Source organism: Planktothricoides sp. SR001 (assembly GCF_001276715.1).
GTDB lineage: Bacteria > Cyanobacteriota > Cyanobacteriia > Cyanobacteriales > Laspinemataceae > Planktothricoides > Planktothricoides raciborskii.
This window is the reverse complement of the sequence record NZ_LIUQ01000031.1, coordinates 25231-43346: the sequence shown is the minus strand read 5'-3', so window position 1 is coordinate 43346 and position 18116 is coordinate 25231. Positions and strand designations below refer to the sequence as shown.

At 45.0% G+C, this 18116-nt stretch carries 16 protein-coding genes and 2 tRNA genes; 11 read left to right on the top strand and 7 right to left on the bottom strand.

Features of this window, described 5'->3' with window-relative positions; genetic code table 11:
• The first annotated feature begins 632 nt into the window (after nucleotides 1-632).
• Both AM228_RS17830 and AM228_RS17825 read left to right on the top strand, forming a co-directional pair.
• Nucleotides 633-1442 carry a PEP-CTERM sorting domain-containing protein gene (locus AM228_RS17830; protein WP_190879943.1) on the top strand — a complete coding sequence of 270 codons (810 nt, stop codon included), beginning with the start codon at nucleotides 633-635 and terminating at the stop codon, nucleotides 1440-1442.
• Nucleotides 1443-1655: 213 nt separating this feature from the next.
• The gene (locus tag AM228_RS17825; RefSeq protein WP_054467744.1) at nucleotides 1656-2522 is read left to right on the top strand and encodes a 3'(2'),5'-bisphosphate nucleotidase CysQ; all 867 of its coding nucleotides are present in this window, start codon (nucleotides 1656-1658) and stop codon (nucleotides 2520-2522) included.
• Between the two features lie 54 nt (nucleotides 2523-2576).
• On the opposite strand, the gene AM228_RS17820 is transcribed toward AM228_RS17825, so the two are convergent.
• Nucleotides 2577-2912 (bottom strand): hypothetical protein, encoded by a 336-nt coding sequence (locus tag AM228_RS17820; protein ID WP_054467697.1) that lies wholly within the window; start codon nucleotides 2910-2912, stop codon nucleotides 2577-2579.
• A gap of 91 nt (nucleotides 2913-3003) precedes the next feature.
• Between AM228_RS17820 and AM228_RS34350 the strand changes: the two genes are divergently transcribed.
• The 3 genes from AM228_RS34350 to AM228_RS17810 all read left to right on the top strand — a co-directional run bounded on the left by AM228_RS34350 (nucleotide 3004) and on the right by AM228_RS17810 (nucleotide 4346).
• Nucleotides 3004-3282: a hypothetical protein gene (locus AM228_RS34350; RefSeq protein ID WP_197285336.1), complete on the top strand. Its 279-nt coding sequence runs from the start codon at nucleotides 3004-3006 to the stop codon at nucleotides 3280-3282.
• A 74-nt stretch (nucleotides 3283-3356) separates the two neighbouring features.
• Entirely contained in the window at nucleotides 3357-3884 is a 528-nt protein-coding gene (locus tag AM228_RS17815) for an HNH endonuclease (RefSeq protein ID WP_054467695.1), read from the top strand.
• Between the two features lie 66 nt (nucleotides 3885-3950).
• Nucleotides 3951-4346 carry an alr0857 family protein gene (locus AM228_RS17810; RefSeq protein WP_054467693.1) on the top strand — a complete coding sequence of 132 codons (396 nt, stop codon included), beginning with the start codon at nucleotides 3951-3953 and terminating at the stop codon, nucleotides 4344-4346.
• A gap of 346 nt (nucleotides 4347-4692) precedes the next feature.
• Here the strand turns inward: AM228_RS17810 and AM228_RS32960 are convergent, their stop codons facing one another.
• Nucleotides 4693-4839: a hypothetical protein gene (locus AM228_RS32960; RefSeq protein ID WP_156331872.1), complete on the bottom strand. Its 147-nt coding sequence runs from the start codon at nucleotides 4837-4839 to the stop codon at nucleotides 4693-4695.
• A 604-nt stretch (nucleotides 4840-5443) separates the two neighbouring features.
• Between AM228_RS32960 and AM228_RS17800 the strand changes: the two genes are divergently transcribed.
• The 3 genes from AM228_RS17800 (at nucleotide 5444) to AM228_RS17795 (ending at nucleotide 6560) form a co-directional block, all read left to right on the top strand.
• Nucleotides 5444-5515: transfer RNA gene (locus tag AM228_RS17800), tRNA-Glu, on the top strand.
• 10 nt (nucleotides 5516-5525) lie between these two features.
• Nucleotides 5526-5596, top strand: a tRNA-Leu gene (locus tag AM228_RS32955).
• A gap of 88 nt (nucleotides 5597-5684) precedes the next feature.
• Nucleotides 5685-6560, top strand: a complete 876-nt coding sequence (locus AM228_RS17795) for a TIGR02452 family protein (RefSeq protein ID WP_054467689.1) — start codon at nucleotides 5685-5687, stop codon at nucleotides 6558-6560.
• Between the two features lie 366 nt (nucleotides 6561-6926).
• On the opposite strand, the gene AM228_RS17790 is transcribed toward AM228_RS17795, so the two are convergent.
• Nucleotides 6927-8162 (bottom strand): MFS transporter, encoded by a 1236-nt coding sequence (locus AM228_RS17790; RefSeq protein ID WP_054467743.1) that lies wholly within the window; start codon nucleotides 8160-8162, stop codon nucleotides 6927-6929.
• A gap of 357 nt (nucleotides 8163-8519) precedes the next feature.
• Here AM228_RS17790 and AM228_RS17785 point away from each other — a divergent pair, with 357 nt between their 5' ends.
• Together AM228_RS17785 and AM228_RS17780 are read left to right on the top strand one after the other, a co-directional pair.
• Nucleotides 8520-9455, top strand: coding sequence for a glycosyltransferase family 2 protein (locus tag AM228_RS17785; RefSeq protein WP_054467687.1), 936 nt, complete (start codon nucleotides 8520-8522; stop codon nucleotides 9453-9455).
• Between the two features lie 70 nt (nucleotides 9456-9525).
• On the top strand, nucleotides 9526-9894 hold the full coding sequence (locus AM228_RS17780) for an EamA family transporter (protein ID WP_054467685.1): 369 nt from the start codon (nucleotides 9526-9528) through the stop codon (nucleotides 9892-9894).
• Between the two features lie 238 nt (nucleotides 9895-10132).
• Here AM228_RS17780 and AM228_RS17775 read toward each other — a convergent pair whose 3' ends face one another.
• Entirely contained in the window at nucleotides 10133-13255 is a 3123-nt protein-coding gene (locus AM228_RS17775) for an efflux RND transporter permease subunit (RefSeq protein WP_054467683.1), read from the bottom strand.
• A gap of 93 nt (nucleotides 13256-13348) precedes the next feature.
• Nucleotides 13349-15280 carry an efflux RND transporter periplasmic adaptor subunit gene (locus tag AM228_RS17770; RefSeq protein WP_054467680.1) on the bottom strand — a complete coding sequence of 644 codons (1932 nt, stop codon included), beginning with the start codon at nucleotides 15278-15280 and terminating at the stop codon, nucleotides 13349-13351.
• A gap of 551 nt (nucleotides 15281-15831) precedes the next feature.
• On the opposite strand from AM228_RS17770, the gene AM228_RS17765 reads away from it, so the two are divergent.
• A complete protein-coding gene (locus tag AM228_RS17765; protein WP_054467679.1) occupies nucleotides 15832-16683 on the top strand; it encodes an Npun_R2479 family HD domain-containing metalloprotein in 852 nt (283 codons plus the stop codon).
• A 244-nt stretch (nucleotides 16684-16927) separates the two neighbouring features.
• On the opposite strand, the gene AM228_RS17760 is transcribed toward AM228_RS17765, so the two are convergent.
• Both AM228_RS17760 and AM228_RS17755 read right to left on the bottom strand, forming a co-directional pair.
• A complete protein-coding gene (locus AM228_RS17760) occupies nucleotides 16928-17401 on the bottom strand; it encodes a TspO/MBR family protein (protein WP_054467677.1) in 474 nt (157 codons plus the stop codon).
• A gap of 79 nt (nucleotides 17402-17480) precedes the next feature.
• The gene (locus AM228_RS17755) at nucleotides 17481-18104 is read right to left on the bottom strand and encodes a hypothetical protein (RefSeq protein WP_156331871.1); all 624 of its coding nucleotides are present in this window, start codon (nucleotides 18102-18104) and stop codon (nucleotides 17481-17483) included.
• Nucleotides 18105-18116 lie beyond the last annotated feature (12 nt).

Here is an 18116-nt window from a genome sequence, read left to right as displayed (position 1 = left end):
TGGTTGCGCCCTAAGAACGACAAGGTTTCGCGCCCTTACGGTTGCATTTTTGATGGAACATAGGATGATTATGACAGAGTGCCTGATTGCCAGCTATGTGAAACAAAAGCTATCAAAATGTTTTTTAGTAAAAAATTAAAAATTTTCTCCGTAAATCATTGATATCATATCCGTATAATCACGGAATAAAAAGTCGGTATATAAACCGAAGGCAGAAAATTTAATTAAGCATTAAGGCGATCGCTACTGAGTACAATACTTAAAAATTTTCCTAAATTTCTACAATTATCAAGGAATTATATTTTTTTTGTAAAATTCGAGATTACCCCTTGCCAAACCCCGATGAATGTTGCTATGATCGGAGCAAATGAAGCAAATCAGATAAATAACGAACTATCTGGAGCAATTGCTTAAAATAAAAATAACCAGGTGACTGTTAACGGGTGTGCTCTTTAATTATTTTAGATGTCCAGGGATTTCTTTATCAGGCTCCAGATGTTCTCAGGGTGAAAAATATATCTTCGGCAATGTGGTAGTTCTACAACAACACCGATGCTAGGCAATAACACCCTCCACCGTTAGAAAACTACTCACGCATTGAGATTCGCTACCAAAGAACAGGAGAAATGACCATGATGACCACTAAACTTTTTACATCTAAAGGTGCTGTACTTGCTGGAACGATGGCGATCGCCTCTGCCATGTTATCAGTCATGCCAGCCCAAGCCGCTGAAAAAACCCTGACCCTCACCGACAAGACCAACTCGAATACCCAAGACTATCCCACCGTCAGCGTCAACTTAAAAGAAGTCAACGGAGGAGTAGAAGTCAAAGTTAACGTCGTACCGAGTTCCGCAGGATGGACTGGCGACTTGCGGGCTGTTTGGTTTAACCTTCCCAATGCCGGTGGAGTCAGTGTCAGAGGTGCCGGTGGTGGCCCGGTGACAGGTATCAGCGGTGCCAGCAATGCCACGAAGGGCGGAGTTAGCAACAGTGCGGATCTAAACGGCATGAAAGCCAGCTTCAACTTAGGGGTGGAAATCGGCTCCGAAGGTCTCAAAGGCGGCAAAGACGACTATCAAACTGCTACATTCAAACTCTCTGGGGTTTCCCTCGCTGACTTTAGCTCTGACATGATTGGTACTCGTCTGATGAGTGTTGGCAATACCTCTAATGGCCGTGCTGAAAGCAGCAAAACCGGCAGCGCTGCTATCCCTGGTAACTATGATAGTAGCACGACCCCTAGCACTGGTGGCAGCACACCACCGGCGGTTGTCGAAGAACCTTCTATTCCTAGCACTCCAGTATCCAGCGGTGGTGGTGACGAAGGTGGCGGCATGGTTTCCGAAGCTGCACCAGAACCTCTGACTATCTTAGGAACTGTTCTCGGTGGTGGTGCTTTAGTTGCGGCTCGCAAACGCAAAGCCAACAAAGCCAGCTAATTCCTCAACCATAGCCAGTTGAAAATAACCGGCCTGGTTAAATAAATCAAAGCAGAGGGGCGATCGCTACATCGCCCCTCTGGTTTTTTTATTAATAAATTGTGATAAAATAACCGTGCAATGATAGAAGAAAACAGCCAATAGCCAACGGCTCATTTGATAAATGAAGCCGATATTGCTAAAAGCCACCAAATTTTTAAAAGGGATAATATCGTGCTTGGTTTGACAGATGAACAACTAAAACAAATCGGCGCGATCGCCCGTCAAGTTGGTTGGGGTGCGGCGGATATTCTGCAAGGTTACTATCACGGAACCGCGAATTTAACCCTGGGAATTCAACAAAAAAAAGATGGGGTAGTGACTGCTGCGGATTTAGCGGCCAATGAGTATATCCTAAGAAAATTACGCATTGCCTTCGGTCAGGAAGAATTTAGTTATCTCAGCGAAGAAACCGATCACCATCAAGCGTTTAAAGGCGAAAATTCCTGGTTATGGATTATTGACCCCCTCGATGGAACCGGGGGTTTTATTCACCATAATGATTACTATGCGGTGCATATTGCCTTGGTCTATGAAGGCAGACCCATGTTAGCGGTGGTCGTGGTTCCAGAAGCGGGGAAATTATATTATGCTCAAAAAGGTATGGGGGCTTTTGTAGAAACTCGCAGTGGTGAGGTGAAGCAGCTACAAGTTTCTCAGCGCGATCGCCTGGAAGACTTAACCATTTTAGTGACAAAACACCGGCAAACCCCAGAATTTAAAAAAATCTTACATACTTTACCCTGTCGCCAAGAATATCAAATCGGCAGTATTGGTTGCCGCATTGCGGCGATCGTGGAACAACAAGGGGATATTTATATTTCCTTTTCGGGAAAATCAGCCCCTAAACATTGGGACTTGGCAGCCCCGGAATTAATTCTCACCGAAGCGGGGGGAAAATTAACCCATCTCAACGGGGAACCCCTGAGTTATGATTCCGAGGATGTGAACCAATGGGGCTGCTTGATTGGCAGTAATGGGTCTAGTCATGGCAAGCTGTTAGCGGCAGTTCGGGCAATTTTAAGCGCCGGAAATCTATGATCGACAAAACGGCTCCCCCGATCGCCAGACGTTCGGCACGGGGGAGCATCAGCCCTAGCCAGCTAAACTCTCTTTGCTGAGGGGTATCATTTCTCCGGTCACGGTCAGTCCAAGTAACATCGGTTCATTGGGTCGAATAATCTTGCCAGTAATGGCGCACCGTTCCTCATGTTGCGCTGTAGCATCAAAGCTGGCTCGAATATCCGATCGCGAAAGGTAAGATTTCACATCTCCAGATTTATGCTGCACGAACTTCCAGAGCACTTCCCGAATTAGTGCTTGATAGCCTTGATTCCCGGCGATCGCTTTGAGTTGGTTTTTTAGCTCTCTCTCTAGACGGATGCTGGTGACTTCCATTTCGGTGGTTGGGGTTTTTGTGATTGCGGACATAATTTTTTCCTCTTATGGGTAGACATATCTGTATTATTAGTGTAGTATGTTTTTTGTAGGATTCAAGTAGTAGCTTTCAACGAGGAAACCTGTGACATACTCATCCACCTATTCACTCACACGGCATTTCGCCAGTAGCTTTGGCAGTGGTCTAGATGACATCAATGGCATCTGGACAACCGCTATGCTGGGGATATGCCATTTTGAGCCCGGTGGCGAGAAACAGGGAGCATCGTGCCTGTTTACAGCAGTCAATGCTGTAGAAGAGATTAATGAAAATTTAGATTCAACCGAAGACTATCGGTTGGATAGACCACAACTGAATAGATATCGCGGGAGGTACAGCCATAATTATGCTGTGCCAGTATAGGCTTAAAAGACTTTAAATTCTCTAGCCCCCGCTTTCTTGGTGAAGCGGGGGCTATTTTAATCAGGAGCAAAGTCGTGACTGGGATAACAGACGTCTTAAGTAAGTCGGTGGTGGTTTTTTCTAAAAATTATTTACCGATTAGTCGGGTCAATATTAAACGAGCGATCGCGCTGTTAGTGACCGGAAAAGCTGAACCTTTGGATTTCAGCCCTTCGGAGATCGGCTGCACCTGTATAGCGGTGCGATCGCCTTCTCTAGTGATGCAAGTACCCACTCAAATTCGTTTAACCTTTACCGGGAATGAACGGATCTGGAAAGTGCCACCAGTGAACCGTCGAGAGGTACTTAGGCGCGATCGTCACCAGTGCCAATATTGTGGCAGTCACAAAAATTTAACTTTAGATCACGTAATTCCCCGATCCAAAGGGGGTAGTCATACTTGGGATAACGTCATCACTGCTTGCAATTCTTGCAATTGCCGCAAGGGCGATCGCACTCCGCAACAAGCGGGAATGCCACTGTTAACCAAACCACGCGCCCCTATCCACCCCGCTGTTGCTTTTGCCGAACATTTTTGGCGGGAACAGCAGTTATCAGGCTGAGAAATGTTTTTTTACCCTCAGCCAAGAGATTAAGCACTCTCACAGGAAAAGAATCCCTACCCGGAAATGTTGAAGATTACATATACAGAAACCGGCTTTAACCTAGAGCTTCTGGCTGACTCCCTGGAGCAGTTAGTTGTGCGGCGAGTTATTTTGGCTATGCGAGTTGGTCAAAGTGTCCTCGTCGAACCCAGCAAAGCGTCGTTTTTGCTGCCCGCAGATTTGCCTTTGGTGAATGTGCTTCATACAGAGGCCCTGCGTTATGACAGTGAAAAAATCGAGTTGTCTGTTGCCGATGAAGATTACATCGAAGTCACTTTACAAGGGACTTGGATTGCTTCTAATTCCCATACGGCTGAGGGTTTATTTCTCACGGTAATGAGCGATCGCACGGAATTATATCTGTTTAAATGCTGGGAACAGGCTCAAACCGGCGCATCTTTGCTCAAAGAAGTCGATTAAATCGCAATTATAGAAAATTGCGTCTAGAAAATTGCGTCTAGAAAATTGCGTCTAGAAAATTGCGTCATGTAGGGGTCAACGGCTGTTGACCCCTACATTCCGAAAAACCGCAAAATTTTCCAGAAAATATCAAGGGCGCACAACATTGTGCGCCCCTTGGGATATTGAATCATATTAAATTTGAAAAAACACATCAGGTAAAATCCAAAAAATTGCTCATTATAAAAATATCAAAAAATATCTGGAGAAGAATCGTCATAAAAAAGCTGAAATCAATCGCTCATCAGGGATACCAAACCAAACATTATGACTCACTCAGATTCAATCTTTAACTGATGCCATACCACTAATCAATTACTTGCAATAACCCCATATCCAGACTATCAAAAACTTGTTTAAGTCGCCTTTGGTCTTCTTTACTCATGGGATTTTCCCAGGCAAAAATTTTCAGCAACGCATTTTGATCGGCGCGAGTAATTCGACCACTGTTCAAAATACATTCAATTGGCTACTGGTTAACTGAGACAGGGTACAGCGAGCGTGAGTATTCATAATTGAGAACTCTCTTGGGGTGAATCATTCACAAGTGACTGAGAAATTTTGTGGATGCCACCGATCTTCGAGTGCTGTCTCTATTCATCGACCTAGCACCCTGATGGGTCTGACCCCTCATTTGTAGCATATTGTCCCACGGAAATCTAGGGCGATCGCCCCTCACGGTTTAATCTTTACTTAATATATAAATTGCCAACCTGTACTTACGCATACTACATCATTTTAGCCGTTTTCACCCTGTAATCTCTGCGTATTTTTTCATAAATCTTTATTTAAATCCTTATAAAACAAGAGTTTTAGCCTGATATCTAGAGAAGCACTCTTTAAATAAAAATTTTTTCGTCCCACCCATTGACAATATGTAGTATATAATGTAGTATACAAATGTGAGGGACAGGAGAGAGCCAAACGGCTTAAGCAGCCAATCCAGCAAAACCCAAAAAAAGCGATCGCTCACTGCTGCTACGTCCAAAAAAAGCCCAAATCCTGCGGATAAATCTTTAAAAAGATTCATTCTTCGGAGAATTTGCGCCAATTACAAAGGCCCCATCGTCTAGTGGTGAGGATTTCTGACTTTCGATCAGAAAACACGGGTTCAAATCCCGTTGGGGCTATTGATGAAATGCGGGGATAAGCTACGGTAGCTTGTCAGTCTCAGAAGCTGAAATAAGTAGGTTCGACTCCTACCCCCGCCATTAAAGATGTGATGGGAGTTGGTCGCGGTGCCGTTGTCAGTGAATTGGCTACCATTGAATTAGTCACTGTAAATCGGAGCTAATCATTATGAACCGAAAGGCGATCGCCCAAGATACTCTGAATATTCTCAAAACAGGTTACTACCTGAACCTCAAGGGTACAGAAATTAAAATTGGTCATCATATAACAGCTTGTGTCGCGGCCACAAAATACTATGATCCTGATAGTTTATCTACTTTAGAAACAGAGGTTTTATCCCAACCAGGGGCATTTTCTAGCACGGAATTTGAGGTGAGAAATGAAACTACCCTGATGGGTGCAGAACGGATGGCGCGATCGCTCACTGAAAAACAAATCAGGAAAATTGCTGTCCTGAATTTTGCTTCGGCGAAAAATCCGGGCGGTGGATTTCTCAATGGAGCCCAAGCCCAAGAAGAAAGTTTAGCCCGAAGTTCCGCACTTTATCCAAGCCTTTTAAACTGTCCTCAATACTATGAATTTCATCGGGCTAATCGATCGCTTTTATATTCTAATCGGATGATTTATTCTCCCGGTTGTCCAGTATTCCGTAAAGATGACGGAACTTTATTAGAAACCCCTTATCGGGTTGATTTTATTACCAGTGCCGCCCCGAATGCGGGAATGATTGCTAGAAATCAACCGGAAGATATGAACAAAATCCCTGAAGTATTGCGGGATCGCGGTGCCAAGATTTTAAGTTTAGCTGCTAGTTATCAATGCGATGTTCTAATATTAGGCGCTTGGGGCTGTGGAGTCTTTAGAAATGACCCGGCGATCGTCGCTCAAATGTTCGGCGATTACTTATTACCCAACGGTCAATTTGCCAATAAATTTAAAACCGTATTGTTTTCTGTTCTAGATACTAGCAAACAACAGAATATTATTAATGAATTTAAAAAGAGATTTCCCGAATTTACAGGCAACAGGCAACAGAAAAATTGATTCGGGCGATCGACAACCATAAAAACTCCCCAAAGGCGAAGCAAGAGCAATTCTAGACTGGCAGAAATACCGACAATTACTAATCGAGTCATTAATGCCGATATTAACCGTAGCCTCAATATCCTACGAACGTATTCTCCAGAGGTATTCACCTATGTCGAGGAGATAGCGAGTTGCGGGGTTCAGCCACTAAAGATTAACCATGAACGAAAGAGTTGGGTTTACATCGTCGCATCTGTCTATTTTAGCTCTAACCCTATTGATGAAATATGGATAATGGATAATTGATTATGGATCATTGATAATTGATAAAAGCCAAAGCATTATATTGTTTTGGCTTTTTTATTGTTAGGTTTATGGTTAGGTTTATTCGCTCAAAGCATAGATATCTTTTTCTCGACCCAGCGCAAACTTAAAAGAATGTCGCAAGTCTTTGCTGGATAGAGTCAGGAAAACGATTAATGCTGCCACCGCTAGACCAGCAGCGATCGCAAATAAAGTCCGATACCCCAACAGATCGGCAAAAGAGCCTAAAATTGGCCCTGCCAAGGCAATTCCCAAATCAAATCCACCAATACAAAGAGAAAAGACTTGACCCCGTTCTTTGGCTAAGGAGCGATCGGCCATTAGTGCTACCATCATCGGAATCAATGTACCCGCCCCCGCTCCTTCAATGACCGCTGCTGCCAGCACGCTATGGGGTGAATGGGCGAAACCGAGCACGATCATGGCGATGGTGTAGCAGACTAAGCTGGCGGTAATAAATAGTCCTCTACCGTAGCGATCGGAAGCACGACCCGTAACAAACCGCAGGCTAAAACTGGAAACCGCAGCAGCGCTATAAAATAATCCAGGATTTAAGTCAATTTTGCTCTCTTGGATGAACAAGGGGATAAAGGTACTGATAATTCCGAAGACTAAGCCAATCATTAACATGACCACAAACGGAATGCGGAGTCGGTCGGTCAGCAACAGTCCCCAAAATGATGGCTGCTGCTGAGGGGAAAGATGGCTATCTTTTGGTTCCCCTTTGACTTCGGTGATTTGGTTGGCACAAAACAACCCCACGACTCCTAGGGCAAATGAAGTGATAAATAATGGCGGGTAGCCATAACCAGCTTGGATAAATCCGCCCAGGGCAGGCCCGATCGCCACTCCGATGGGATTGACTAAACTCATATAGCCAATTAATTCACCCCGTTGGTTTGGCGGTGAGAGGTCGGCAACTAAGGCACTAAACCCGGTGGTGAAAGCGGCGACACTGATGCCATGAAATGCCCGCAAGACCATTAATAAGGGAATGGATGTGATAAATAGATAGCCCAAGGGGGCGATCGCTACCACCGCAACGCCAATTAATAGGACTAACTTGCGACTGCGATCGTCTGCCATGCGCCCCAACATGGGACGAAACAGCAGCAGTCCAATGGCAAAGGAACCCATGACAATACCTATTTGCTGGCTGTTGCCCCCCACGAATTGAATATACAAAGGCAACGTGGGCAGTAAAGCAGCAATACTTGACCAAAATAATAAGCCCGCAGCAAATAAGGTTAACAAGCTGCGGCGCAAGTGCGGCTCCAACTGACTAAAAACCTTCAAAGCATCCACCTCATCCAACGGTTATGATTTTTCGGCGATTCCCTACGGGACGTTTCCTGAACGGCGATCGCCCACCGTAAAGGCAAAGCTTACCGCGCTGAAATTTGATTGGAGAATCGCCAAGATTGTTACGCGAATGCTTTGCCCCTACTATATTGTAATAACTTTTCTTAAGTAATATTACAGAAAATTAATAAATGAAACAGCACTAATCATCCTGAGTAATAGCAGCCCTTGATATGATGCAACGAATCATGTAGGGGCGAATGGCCATTCGCCCCTACAGCGCTTTCTATTCAAGTGAACCACAAATATATTGTAGGGTTGATTCGCGAATCAACCCTACATGAGGTAAAAATGACAGAAAAGGAGATTGCGGTTTTGCTCCCTTGCCATAACGAAGGGTTAACCATTGCCCAAGTGGTCAATGATTTTCGGGCGGTACTTCCCGAAGCCAAGATTTATGTTTACGATAACCGTTCCACGGATGATACAGCCACCCAAGCAGCAGCAGCGGGCGCAATCGTCCGCTTTGAACCCCAAAAGGGAAAAGGGAATGTAATTCGGCGAATGTTTGCGGATATTGAAGCGGATATTTATGTTATGGCCGATGGGGATAATACTTATGAAGTCGCCGCAGTTTCCCGACTAATCCAACGTCTATTAAATGAAAGATTAGATATGGTAGTAGGTATCAGGCGATCGCTCACAGGGGACTTTATTTCCTTTCGTCCCGGTCATCGGGCGGGCAACTTATTTTTAACCGGCTGCGTGCAATTTCTGTTTGGCGCTAAACTACAAGATATGCTGTCCGGTTATCGAGTATTTTCCCATCGATTTGTGAAATCTTTTCCCGCTTTATCCAGTGGATTTGAAACGGAAACAGAGTTAACCATTCATGCTTTAGAATTAAGGATTCCCTTTGGGGAAGAACCCACGATTTACACAGAAAGACATCCCGATTCAAGTAGCAAACTCAGAACTTTTACCGATGGATTTCGTGTCTTAGGAACGGCTTTATTGCTTTTTAAAGAAATTCAGCCTTTCTTGTTTTTTGGTATCATTGCTATCGTTTTGGCACTCATTTCCTTGATACTGGGTTTTCCGGTGATTGCCACCTTTCTGGAAACCGGATTAGTACCCAGATTTCCTACGGCAATTTTGGCCGCTTCGATTATGTTGTTAGCTTTTTTAAGCTTAACTTGTGGGTTAATTTTAGATTCAGTGGCTCGCGGTCGGAGGGAATTTAAACGGATGGTCTATCTGGCTTATTCTTTACCAAAGCATCAATGATCTAATCTCATTGGTCTTTATTTGCTTAATGTAACAAGGAACAAACACGAACAAAAAAATATTTATTTCCATGAAATTTGCCGAAATTTGCTTATTATTAATGTCTATTATCGCTAACGTATCCGGACAGTTTTTTTTAAAGTCTGGGGCTTTGAAACTGGGAAAAGTTAATCTGAGTAATTTATTTACTCATGTATTAAATATCGTGACAATTCCAGAGTTAATGGTGGGTTTGACTTGCTACGGTTTGGGCGCGATCGCCTATATTTTAGTCCTCACCCGTGTAAAACTGAGTATTGTTGGCCCATGTACTGCCCTCAGCTATGTTTTTGCCGTGGTACTGGGTTATTGGATCTTCAAAGAAACCATTCCCCTCACTCGTATTCTCGGCTTGAGTCTGATTGTCAATGGGGTAATTTTAGTCGTATGGAAACAATGACCATTTGAGCATTTTAAAATATAAATTATTGCTTTAATAATGAATGATTCACCACAAAGACACGAAGGACACAAAGGAGCGGAAACTGCTACAACTTAAAATATAAATTATTCCTTCAATAATGAATGATTCACCACAAAGACACGAAGGACACAAAGGAGCGGGGGTTGGGTTTCGCTTCGCTCTACCCAACCTACAACTACAACTGGGTAAAGGCGGGCATGAACCCGCCCCCTACTCAAGCATTCTGTTTGACCTGTTTTTTCCTAGCTTTCGCTACAGATTTTAAGCGACGCCGCCGATTTTTACCAGTAAATAGACCAAAAAACCACCGCTGGAACCCATCAATATAAGTGAATAAAACCGGCACGACCACTAAAGTTAGTAGGGTGGAAGTGGAAAAACCGCCAAGAACCGCGATCGCCATTGGGGAATTGACCTCAGCCCCCGCCCCAATTTCCAAAGCATTGGGAATCATCCCTACAATTGTCGAAAAGGCAGTCATTAAAATCGGTCGTAAGCGAGAAACTCCCGCCTCTAATACGGCTTTAAACTGCTTTAATCCTTCTTCTTGGTTGGCTAACGTGCAATCTACTAACAAAATGGCATTTTTTGTTACTAACCCCATCAATAACACCATACCAATTAGGGCAAATAATCCTAACTCTTTCTGAGTAATTAATAGGGCTAAAAACGCTCCGCCCACAGATAAAGGCAAAGATACCAGAATGGTGATAGGATGCAAGAAATTGTTGTAAAGCAAGACTAAAATGGCATAGATACAAAGTATCGCCAGGAAAAGTGCGCCTAAGAAACGACCGAAAATATCTTGCATAATTTCGGCATTGCCCGAAGGCTGTTCCTCTACACTAGGGGGCAGAGAACTCATTGCCGGTAATGCTCGGACAGCGGCGAGTCCTTGTCCCAGGGATATGCCTTCTAAATTGGCGGCCAGTGTAACTTGTCGGGCACGATCAAATCGTTCAATTTGTGCGGGTCCACTCCCCAGAGTAATATCAGCGACCGCAGACAAGGGCACCAAAATTCCCTTTTGGCTGGGGATTTGCAGATTTTTCAGCAGTTCGAGGTTGTCGCGATATTCCTGGGCTAACTGCACTCGGATGGGAATTTGCCGATCGCTCAAGTCAAATTTGGCCAGGTTGGATTCCGTATCCCCAATAGTGGCTAGGGAAGCAGTCCGGGCGATCGCCTGTACGGAAACTCCTAAATCTGCGGCCCGCTGGGGGTCGGGTTTAATCAAAATCTCTGGTTTAACTAAAGAAGCTGAAGATGAGACTTCTACTAATCCGGGGATTTGACGCATTTGGGTTTCCACCGTATCTGCCGCCATTTTCAATTCTTGGGGATTATTGCTTTTCAGCACAATGGATAAGTCCTTGCTTTGACTGCGGGCACCTCTGGAGGCAAAACTAATTCTCGCGCCGGGAATTTCTTTAAACTTGGATCGCATTTGCTGCTCAAATTCTTGTTGCGACATTTCCCGATCGCTCTTGGGAACTAAATTCACATAGATTACAGCGTTGTTAACACTGCGATCGCTTCCCCCACTGCCAACCGTTTCCAAAATACTTTTTACGGCTGGTTCTTCCTGCAATAGTGCCGTGGTGCGTTGCGCCACGATTTCCGTATCCTGCAAAGTAGAACCAGGGGGCAATTCAATATTGACCGTACTTAAACCAATATCGCCGCTACTAAATAGACCTTTGGGAATATAGGGGACTAGCTGCAAACTGCCAATAAAAAATGCTAAGGCCATTAATAAGGTAGTAATCCGATGCTTTAAAGCCCAAGTGAGCAAGCGGCGATAGGGTTGAATTTTAGAAACCCCAGAAACCGGGTTTCTTTCAGAATCCGAGTTTCTCTCTTTCAGTAAATAAGCACTGAAGATCGGGGTGATAGTGATGGCGACCAGGGTAGAAAACATACTGGAAACGGCGATCGTCACCCCAAACGGTTGGAAAAACTGACCCGGTACTCCACCCATAAAAGCCACGGGCAAAAAGACTGCCACAATGGTGGCAGTGGTGGCAACTACGGCAAAACCAAGCTCTGATGTGGCATCGAGGGCAGCCTGAAAAGGACGTTTGCCCATATTCAGGTGAGTGTCGATATTTTCAATCATGCAGATGGTATCGTCCACCAAGTTACCCACCGCCAAAGATAGAGCCAGCAAAGTCATCCCATTGAGGGTATAGTCCAGGGATTTCATCACGGCAAAGGTAGGAATAATCGACAGGGGCAAGGAACTCCCGGTAATTAAGGTCGATCGCCAATTTTTCAAAAATATCCCGACGGTAATCGTAGTCAGCACACAGGCCATGATCAAAGACTCAACGGATCCTTGATAAGATTCGCGAATTGAGTCGGCCCTGGTGACAATCAACTCGAAGTTGATATCTTCAGGGAGGGTTTTTTCTAATTCCGCCACTACCTCGCGCACCCCTTCTTCCACGCTGACCAAGGTGCTGCCACTGCTGCGTAATACCGAGAACGTGACTACGGGCTGACCATTGTAGCGAGCGGATTGGCGAATTTCCGCCACCCCATCTTCCACTTCCGCTAAACTTTCCAAGGGGACTGACTCGCCACTAGGTAAGATAATGCCGTAGCTTTTCAGGGTGTTCACGGTGGGGGCAGAACCCAGGGTGCGGATATTGCGTTCGACTCCGGCACTGTCCGATCGCCCACCAGGTAAGTTAATGTTAAACGCCCGAATTTGATTATTCACATCGGTGGCAGTGATGCCCAAGGCTTGCAACCGTTTGGGGTTTAAATTCACCCGAATTTCTCGGTCAACCCCACCCAACCGATTCACCTGCGCCACTCCTGGCACTTGCAACAAGGCACGGGCAATGGTGCGATCGGTTAAATCGCTCAGTTCTTCCACCGATCGCCGCTCCGACACCACCGCGTAAGTCATAATTGGCCCACCGGCAAATTCCAACCGTTGCACGATCGGGTCATTCACATCTTGGGGCAATTCTTGACGAATTTGGGAAACCGCATTGCGAACATCATTGGTGGCGCGATCGGTATCCGTTCCCAAGACAAAATTAATCACCGTGGTAGAAACCCCATCGGTGACTGTTGAACTCAGTTCGTCAATATTACCCAAGCCCGCCACCGCGTCTTCAACTTTTTTCGTGACTTGGGATTCTAACTCTACAGGGCCTGCCCCCGGTTGGGTGACAGTGACACTGACTATCGGGATATCAATATTGGGATTAGAATCAATGCCCAATTGACTAAAGGACATTAAGCCAACAAAAGTCATGATCATAAACATGACCAAGACCGGGACGGGTTTTTTAATCGACCAAGCAGAAATATTAAATGACATTTATTATTTGTTGGTGGTTGGTGGTTGATTGTTGGTGGTTGGCATTAATTGATAATTAATAATTAATAATTGACAATTATCAATTATCAATTATCAATTATCAACTACTTTGACGCGATCGCCATTTTTCACAAAAGCCGCCCCATCAACTACAATGGCATCGCCTACCTCTAAACCCGACTGAATTTCTATAGTGGCCTTGGATAGGTCATTACCCACAGCGTTAATGACTTGACCAACCTGAACAGGTTGTGCTTCTACGATGTCGTTGTCCTTAAGGCGATAAACAATCGAACTGCCATCGGCTTGAGGTAACACAGCTTTTGCCGGGACAATTAATCCCTCCGTGGTACTGGTGGTTAAAGCCGCCCGCAAAAACATCCCCGATCGCAACAAATCGCTACTTGGTAAACTAACCTTGACCGTGGCTTGACGACTATTGGCATCAATCAAAGGGGAAATTTCTCGCACGGTTCCCTGTAGGTCAATTCGCGAGTCTGCATCCGATGTCACTTTGACACTAGCGCCAATTTTGACCAGAGGTAACTGGGTTTCCGGGACTTTGACATGGAGTTCTAACTCACCATTAGCAATAATCGAAAAAAGTTTGCCAGAGCCACTGGTGACATCCCCCACGCGGGCAATTCGTTCGGCCACAATGCCACTGGCGGGAGCCCGAACCAGGGTTCGATCGCCCTGAGTTTGGACTTGTTCTGCCCTGGCTTGACTGCTTATAACATTGGCCGCCGCACTGTTGACCGTAGCGCGGGCGCTTTCTACCTGGGACTGAGCGCTGGTGACGTTGGCTGCGGCTCTTTCCAGTCGGGCTTCGGCATTACGAATGTTAGCCACGGCACTTTCTACTCTGGCGGCGGCACTGCTGACATTGGATTCGACACTCTTGACCCGCGCTTCGGTACTGCTGATATTAGCCACGGCGCTTTGAATTCGGGCATCGGCACTTTTAATATTGGCCTCCGCCACCCGCACCGCTTCCAGGGCATTTTCCACTGTAGTCAGGCGGTTATCGAGTTCTTGTTGAGAAATGGCGCCCGCACTGGCTAATGATTGATAGCGTTGTAACTCCCGTTCTGCTTGGGCTAATTCGGCTTTGGCTCTGGCAAGATTGGCCACCGCTTGCGCTCGTCCGGCTTCGGCTTCCACTTTCGCCGCTTGTGCTCCAGCTAGGGCGGCTTCAACTTCCGACTTGGCAGCGATCGCGCTTCTTAGTCCTGCTTCCGCTTCTGATTTCGCCGCCTGTGCTTGGGAAATTGCTGCCTGTGCCTCGCTTTCACCGGCTTGCGCTTGTTCCAAAGCGGATTTCGCCTGCCATACCCCGGCTTCGGTTTGGATTTGGCTAGAACGCAGGGATTCTACCTGGGCTTGGGCATCTAATATCTGCGATCGCACTACGGAGTCATCCAAAATGGCCATGACTTGACCAGCGGTGACAAAATCCCCTTCATCGACTAAAACTTGTTGAATTTGTAAGCCAGGAGATTGGGGCAAAATCGGCAGCAAATCTAAGGCTTGAACCGTTCCAGTGGCTTCCATGGCTCGCGCAATGCGATCGCTTTTCACCCCTGCCACGGTGACAGTTTGGCTGGCTCCTGGAAGGTTTACTTGTGCTGCCCCGGTTGCACCGGCAGCAGCCACTTTCCCATCGGAATTAGTTGCGGGGGCATTACCCTTACCTGTATCGGCAAAACCCATGCCACCAAGGGCGATCGCCACCCCAATGACGATGCCTACCGCCATTGTCGGCAGCGATCGTAACAACCATTCTGATTTTTTCTCGACTTCATCCTCCGCTTCGTCTTCATCCTCCGCTACATCAGCGGCGCGATGGCGCAAAGCGGATCCCGGTAGGGAATCGCCTATTTCATCCCCATCAATCTCGGATGTTGCGGCTAGATCCTCAGTGCGATTCGCAAAAGCCTCCGCTATCGCGGAATCGGCAGTTTCCTGACGCTTAGGATCCTCTTTAACTGCGTCTTCTAGATTTGATAAAGATTCATAGCCCATGATTCTTTCCCTTGACGACCATGTAACTAATATTAACGTAATGTAAAGAAAAGTTGCCAAAATTTTAGATTGTTCATATTCAGTCCTGTGCCGTCTGGCATCGATTGCCGTAAGCAGAAAAACTTAGAGGCGATCGCCCAGTAAATCGGGTAGGGATTCTTCGTCGGCTTTCAACAGTGTCAAGTGGCTGGTTGAACAACCAGTAAAGCCATCCCAGAAGCAAGAGGCGATTTCCTACGGGACGCTATGGGCGATCGGGCAATTGAGGGGTAAAGACCCCAACCCCCAATCCCACCAAACCGGCATCACAGTTTCTCTGTTAAATTAGATCCAGAGATGGCATAATTTCCCGAATAAACCGTACCAAATACGGTTCGCAAAACCCACTGATAAAGTAATATGTCATTCCCGCGAAAGCGGGAATCCATAAGTATTTTAGGGGATTATAATAAAATGGTTTATTGAGCCAGCGAATTTGGTATCACCCAAAAAAAGGGAAAGGTCTCGCCTCTGCGATCGTCTATCGTCACAATTTCTCGTTGTCAAAAAATATGTTTTTTAACGCGACTGAACTACTGATTGACTCCTTTGTGCAAAAAATCCAAGATGGCTACCGTCGAACCTACGGAGGCTACAAACCAGACTATGCGGAAATTATTGCCTGGGCTGGGTCTATGGCCTTAGAAAATATTGCCAATAGTGACGCCTTATACCATAATGTCGAACACACCATTTTAGTCACCCTAGTGGGTCAGGAAATTCTCCGAGGAAAACATATTCGGGAAGGGGGCATTTCCTGCGAAGATTGGTTACACTATATTATTTCCTTAGTCTGCCATGACATCGGCTATGTCAAGGGAGTTTGTCGCCAAGATAAAAACGGATATTATGCCACCGGAAAAAATGGCGACATGGTTTATCTTCAACCGGGGGCATCCGATGCCAGCTTAACTCCTTATCATGTAGACCGGGCGAAACTGTTTATTGATGAAAGATTTGGCGGTCATAAATTAATCGATGCGGAATTAATTAAACAAAATATAGAACTGACTCGTTTTCCCGTTCCCAAAGCCGAAGATCATCAAGATACCATCAACTCTCCGGGGTTAGTCCGAGCCGCTGATTTAATTGGTCAACTCAGCGATCCCCGTTATTTAAAGAAAATTGGCGCATTATTTTATGAATTTGAAGAAACCGGAACCAACAAAGCTTTAGGGTATCGGCATCCCGGAGACTTGCGAAAAAATTATGCTAAGTTTTATTGGCATGGGGTTTATCCTTATGTGAAAGATGCTTTAAGTTATCTCTCCTTAACTCAGCACGGTCAACAAATTATTGCCAACCTTTATTCTAATGTTTTTGTCGTCGAACACGAACAGCAAGAAGAAGAAGGTAGAAATTAAAAGAACTTTTATCGAATAGTTATTGGTTATTGGTTATTGGTTGTTTGTTGTTTGTTGTTTGCCGAGCCGAATACAGCGGTTTTCAGGTTGCTAAACCACAAATTTTCGTAGGGGCGAAGCATGACCGCAGATATTTGTGGCTTAAAAGCAGACATTTAATCCGGTCATGCTTCGCCCTTACTTATTCTATTCAGATGAAAAACGCTGTAAAAAATAACCAATAAAGAATAACATTAATAGATGCTTATTCACTATCAGGATTTAACCCAATCATTGCCCAAGTTGTATAAGTACCAATGGGACTCCAAAGCACATAAGGCAAGAGTAAAATAGATGCCCAAGAAGACACCGGAAAAACGCTGACCGCTAACATTACACTTAAAATTGCCCCGGTTCCCCCAATAATTGTTCCGGCTTTTAAACTTTGGAGTTTACACATCACGGGAGTATAGGCAATTGTCACCATTTCTAACCCTAAATAAAAGGCCATAAATACCCAAGTTCTTAGGGTTCCAGGGCGGCTTTCCCACACAATCACCGCTGACCAAGCCCCGCAAATAAAAATAATTGTCCAAATTAAAGGAATTAAGCGTTCAAAAGTCAGCCATTTTGGTCGTTGTAGCCGATTAAACCAGCGAACATCATCCACATTTAGTCGATTTACCGCGATCGCTACTAAAACAGTTATTGCCGCGATCGCCATCCAAGATTTAATCATTATAATTTGCTTCTTTATTTTAGGTTTTGTCTGAAATTTTTCCGAGCCATCAAAATGCCAATTTTCTAGAATACTTCATTTATGGACTGAGTGGTTGACGAGTGCCTTGGAAACCCGAAGAATCCAGCCAAATTTCACAAACCGAAGGTTCTACATTAAAATCACAAGTATAAGCCGCCAACAGTCCGCCCTGTCGGTTAAAAACTCTCGTATTATACTGCTGTTCTTTAGCCGCCGTGCCAAAATGGTTTACGAATTCATAGCGCTGTAAATAATCCAACAAACTCCAAACTTGTCGGTTCACCACCAAATCCACACGACCTCCCGGTTGATTTCTATTGGGATACGCTAACCAATTATCTAAAAGTTTACCTGCAAATTGTTCTTTCACCCACCACAAACTAGGAATTGTTAAACCACTTTCGGCAATATTATTAGCAGTGATAACATTTTCTGGTTCCGTGGGAATACCCAGTTCTAAAAATCTCAAATCTAAAGGAGGTTCTCTGAGTGTTTCCCCGTTAGCAATTTGAGCATTTGATGCTTTTACGCTACTCCCAGCTATAATTAAATATAGAAATAACAAAGTTACCGATAATCGTTTTAGTTTTTTACCATGAATATCGCCACATAATCTGGGATCAAGTTTACCAGCGATCGTGGTAAAACTCTTTTTTTCACTTTTTTTTGACCGTATCATCATAGCGAAAATAAT

Coding starts and splice junctions, on each gene's coding strand:
- AM228_RS17830 (WP_190879943.1), top strand. CDS start 633: ATGATGACCACTAAACTTTTTACATCTAAAGGTGCTGTACTTGCTGGA.
- AM228_RS17820 (WP_054467697.1), bottom strand. CDS start 2,912: ATGTCCGCAATCACAAAAACCCCAACCACCGAAATGGAAGTCACCAGC.
- AM228_RS17810 (WP_054467693.1), top strand. CDS start 3,951: ATGTTGAAGATTACATATACAGAAACCGGCTTTAACCTAGAGCTTCTG.
- AM228_RS17795 (WP_054467689.1), top strand. CDS start 5,685: ATGAACCGAAAGGCGATCGCCCAAGATACTCTGAATATTCTCAAAACA.
- AM228_RS17785 (WP_054467687.1), top strand. CDS start 8,520: ATGACAGAAAAGGAGATTGCGGTTTTGCTCCCTTGCCATAACGAAGGG.
- AM228_RS17780 (WP_054467685.1), top strand. CDS start 9,526: ATGAAATTTGCCGAAATTTGCTTATTATTAATGTCTATTATCGCTAAC.
- AM228_RS17775 (WP_054467683.1), bottom strand. CDS start 13,255: ATGTCATTTAATATTTCTGCTTGGTCGATTAAAAAACCCGTCCCGGTC.
- AM228_RS17770 (WP_054467680.1), bottom strand. CDS start 15,280: ATGGGCTATGAATCTTTATCAAATCTAGAAGACGCAGTTAAAGAGGAT.
- AM228_RS17765 (WP_054467679.1), top strand. CDS start 15,832: ATGTTTTTTAACGCGACTGAACTACTGATTGACTCCTTTGTGCAAAAA.
- AM228_RS17760 (WP_054467677.1), bottom strand. CDS start 17,401: ATGATTAAATCTTGGATGGCGATCGCGGCAATAACTGTTTTAGTAGCG.
- AM228_RS17755 (WP_156331871.1), bottom strand. CDS start 18,104: ATGATGATACGGTCAAAAAAAAGTGAAAAAAAGAGTTTTACCACGATC.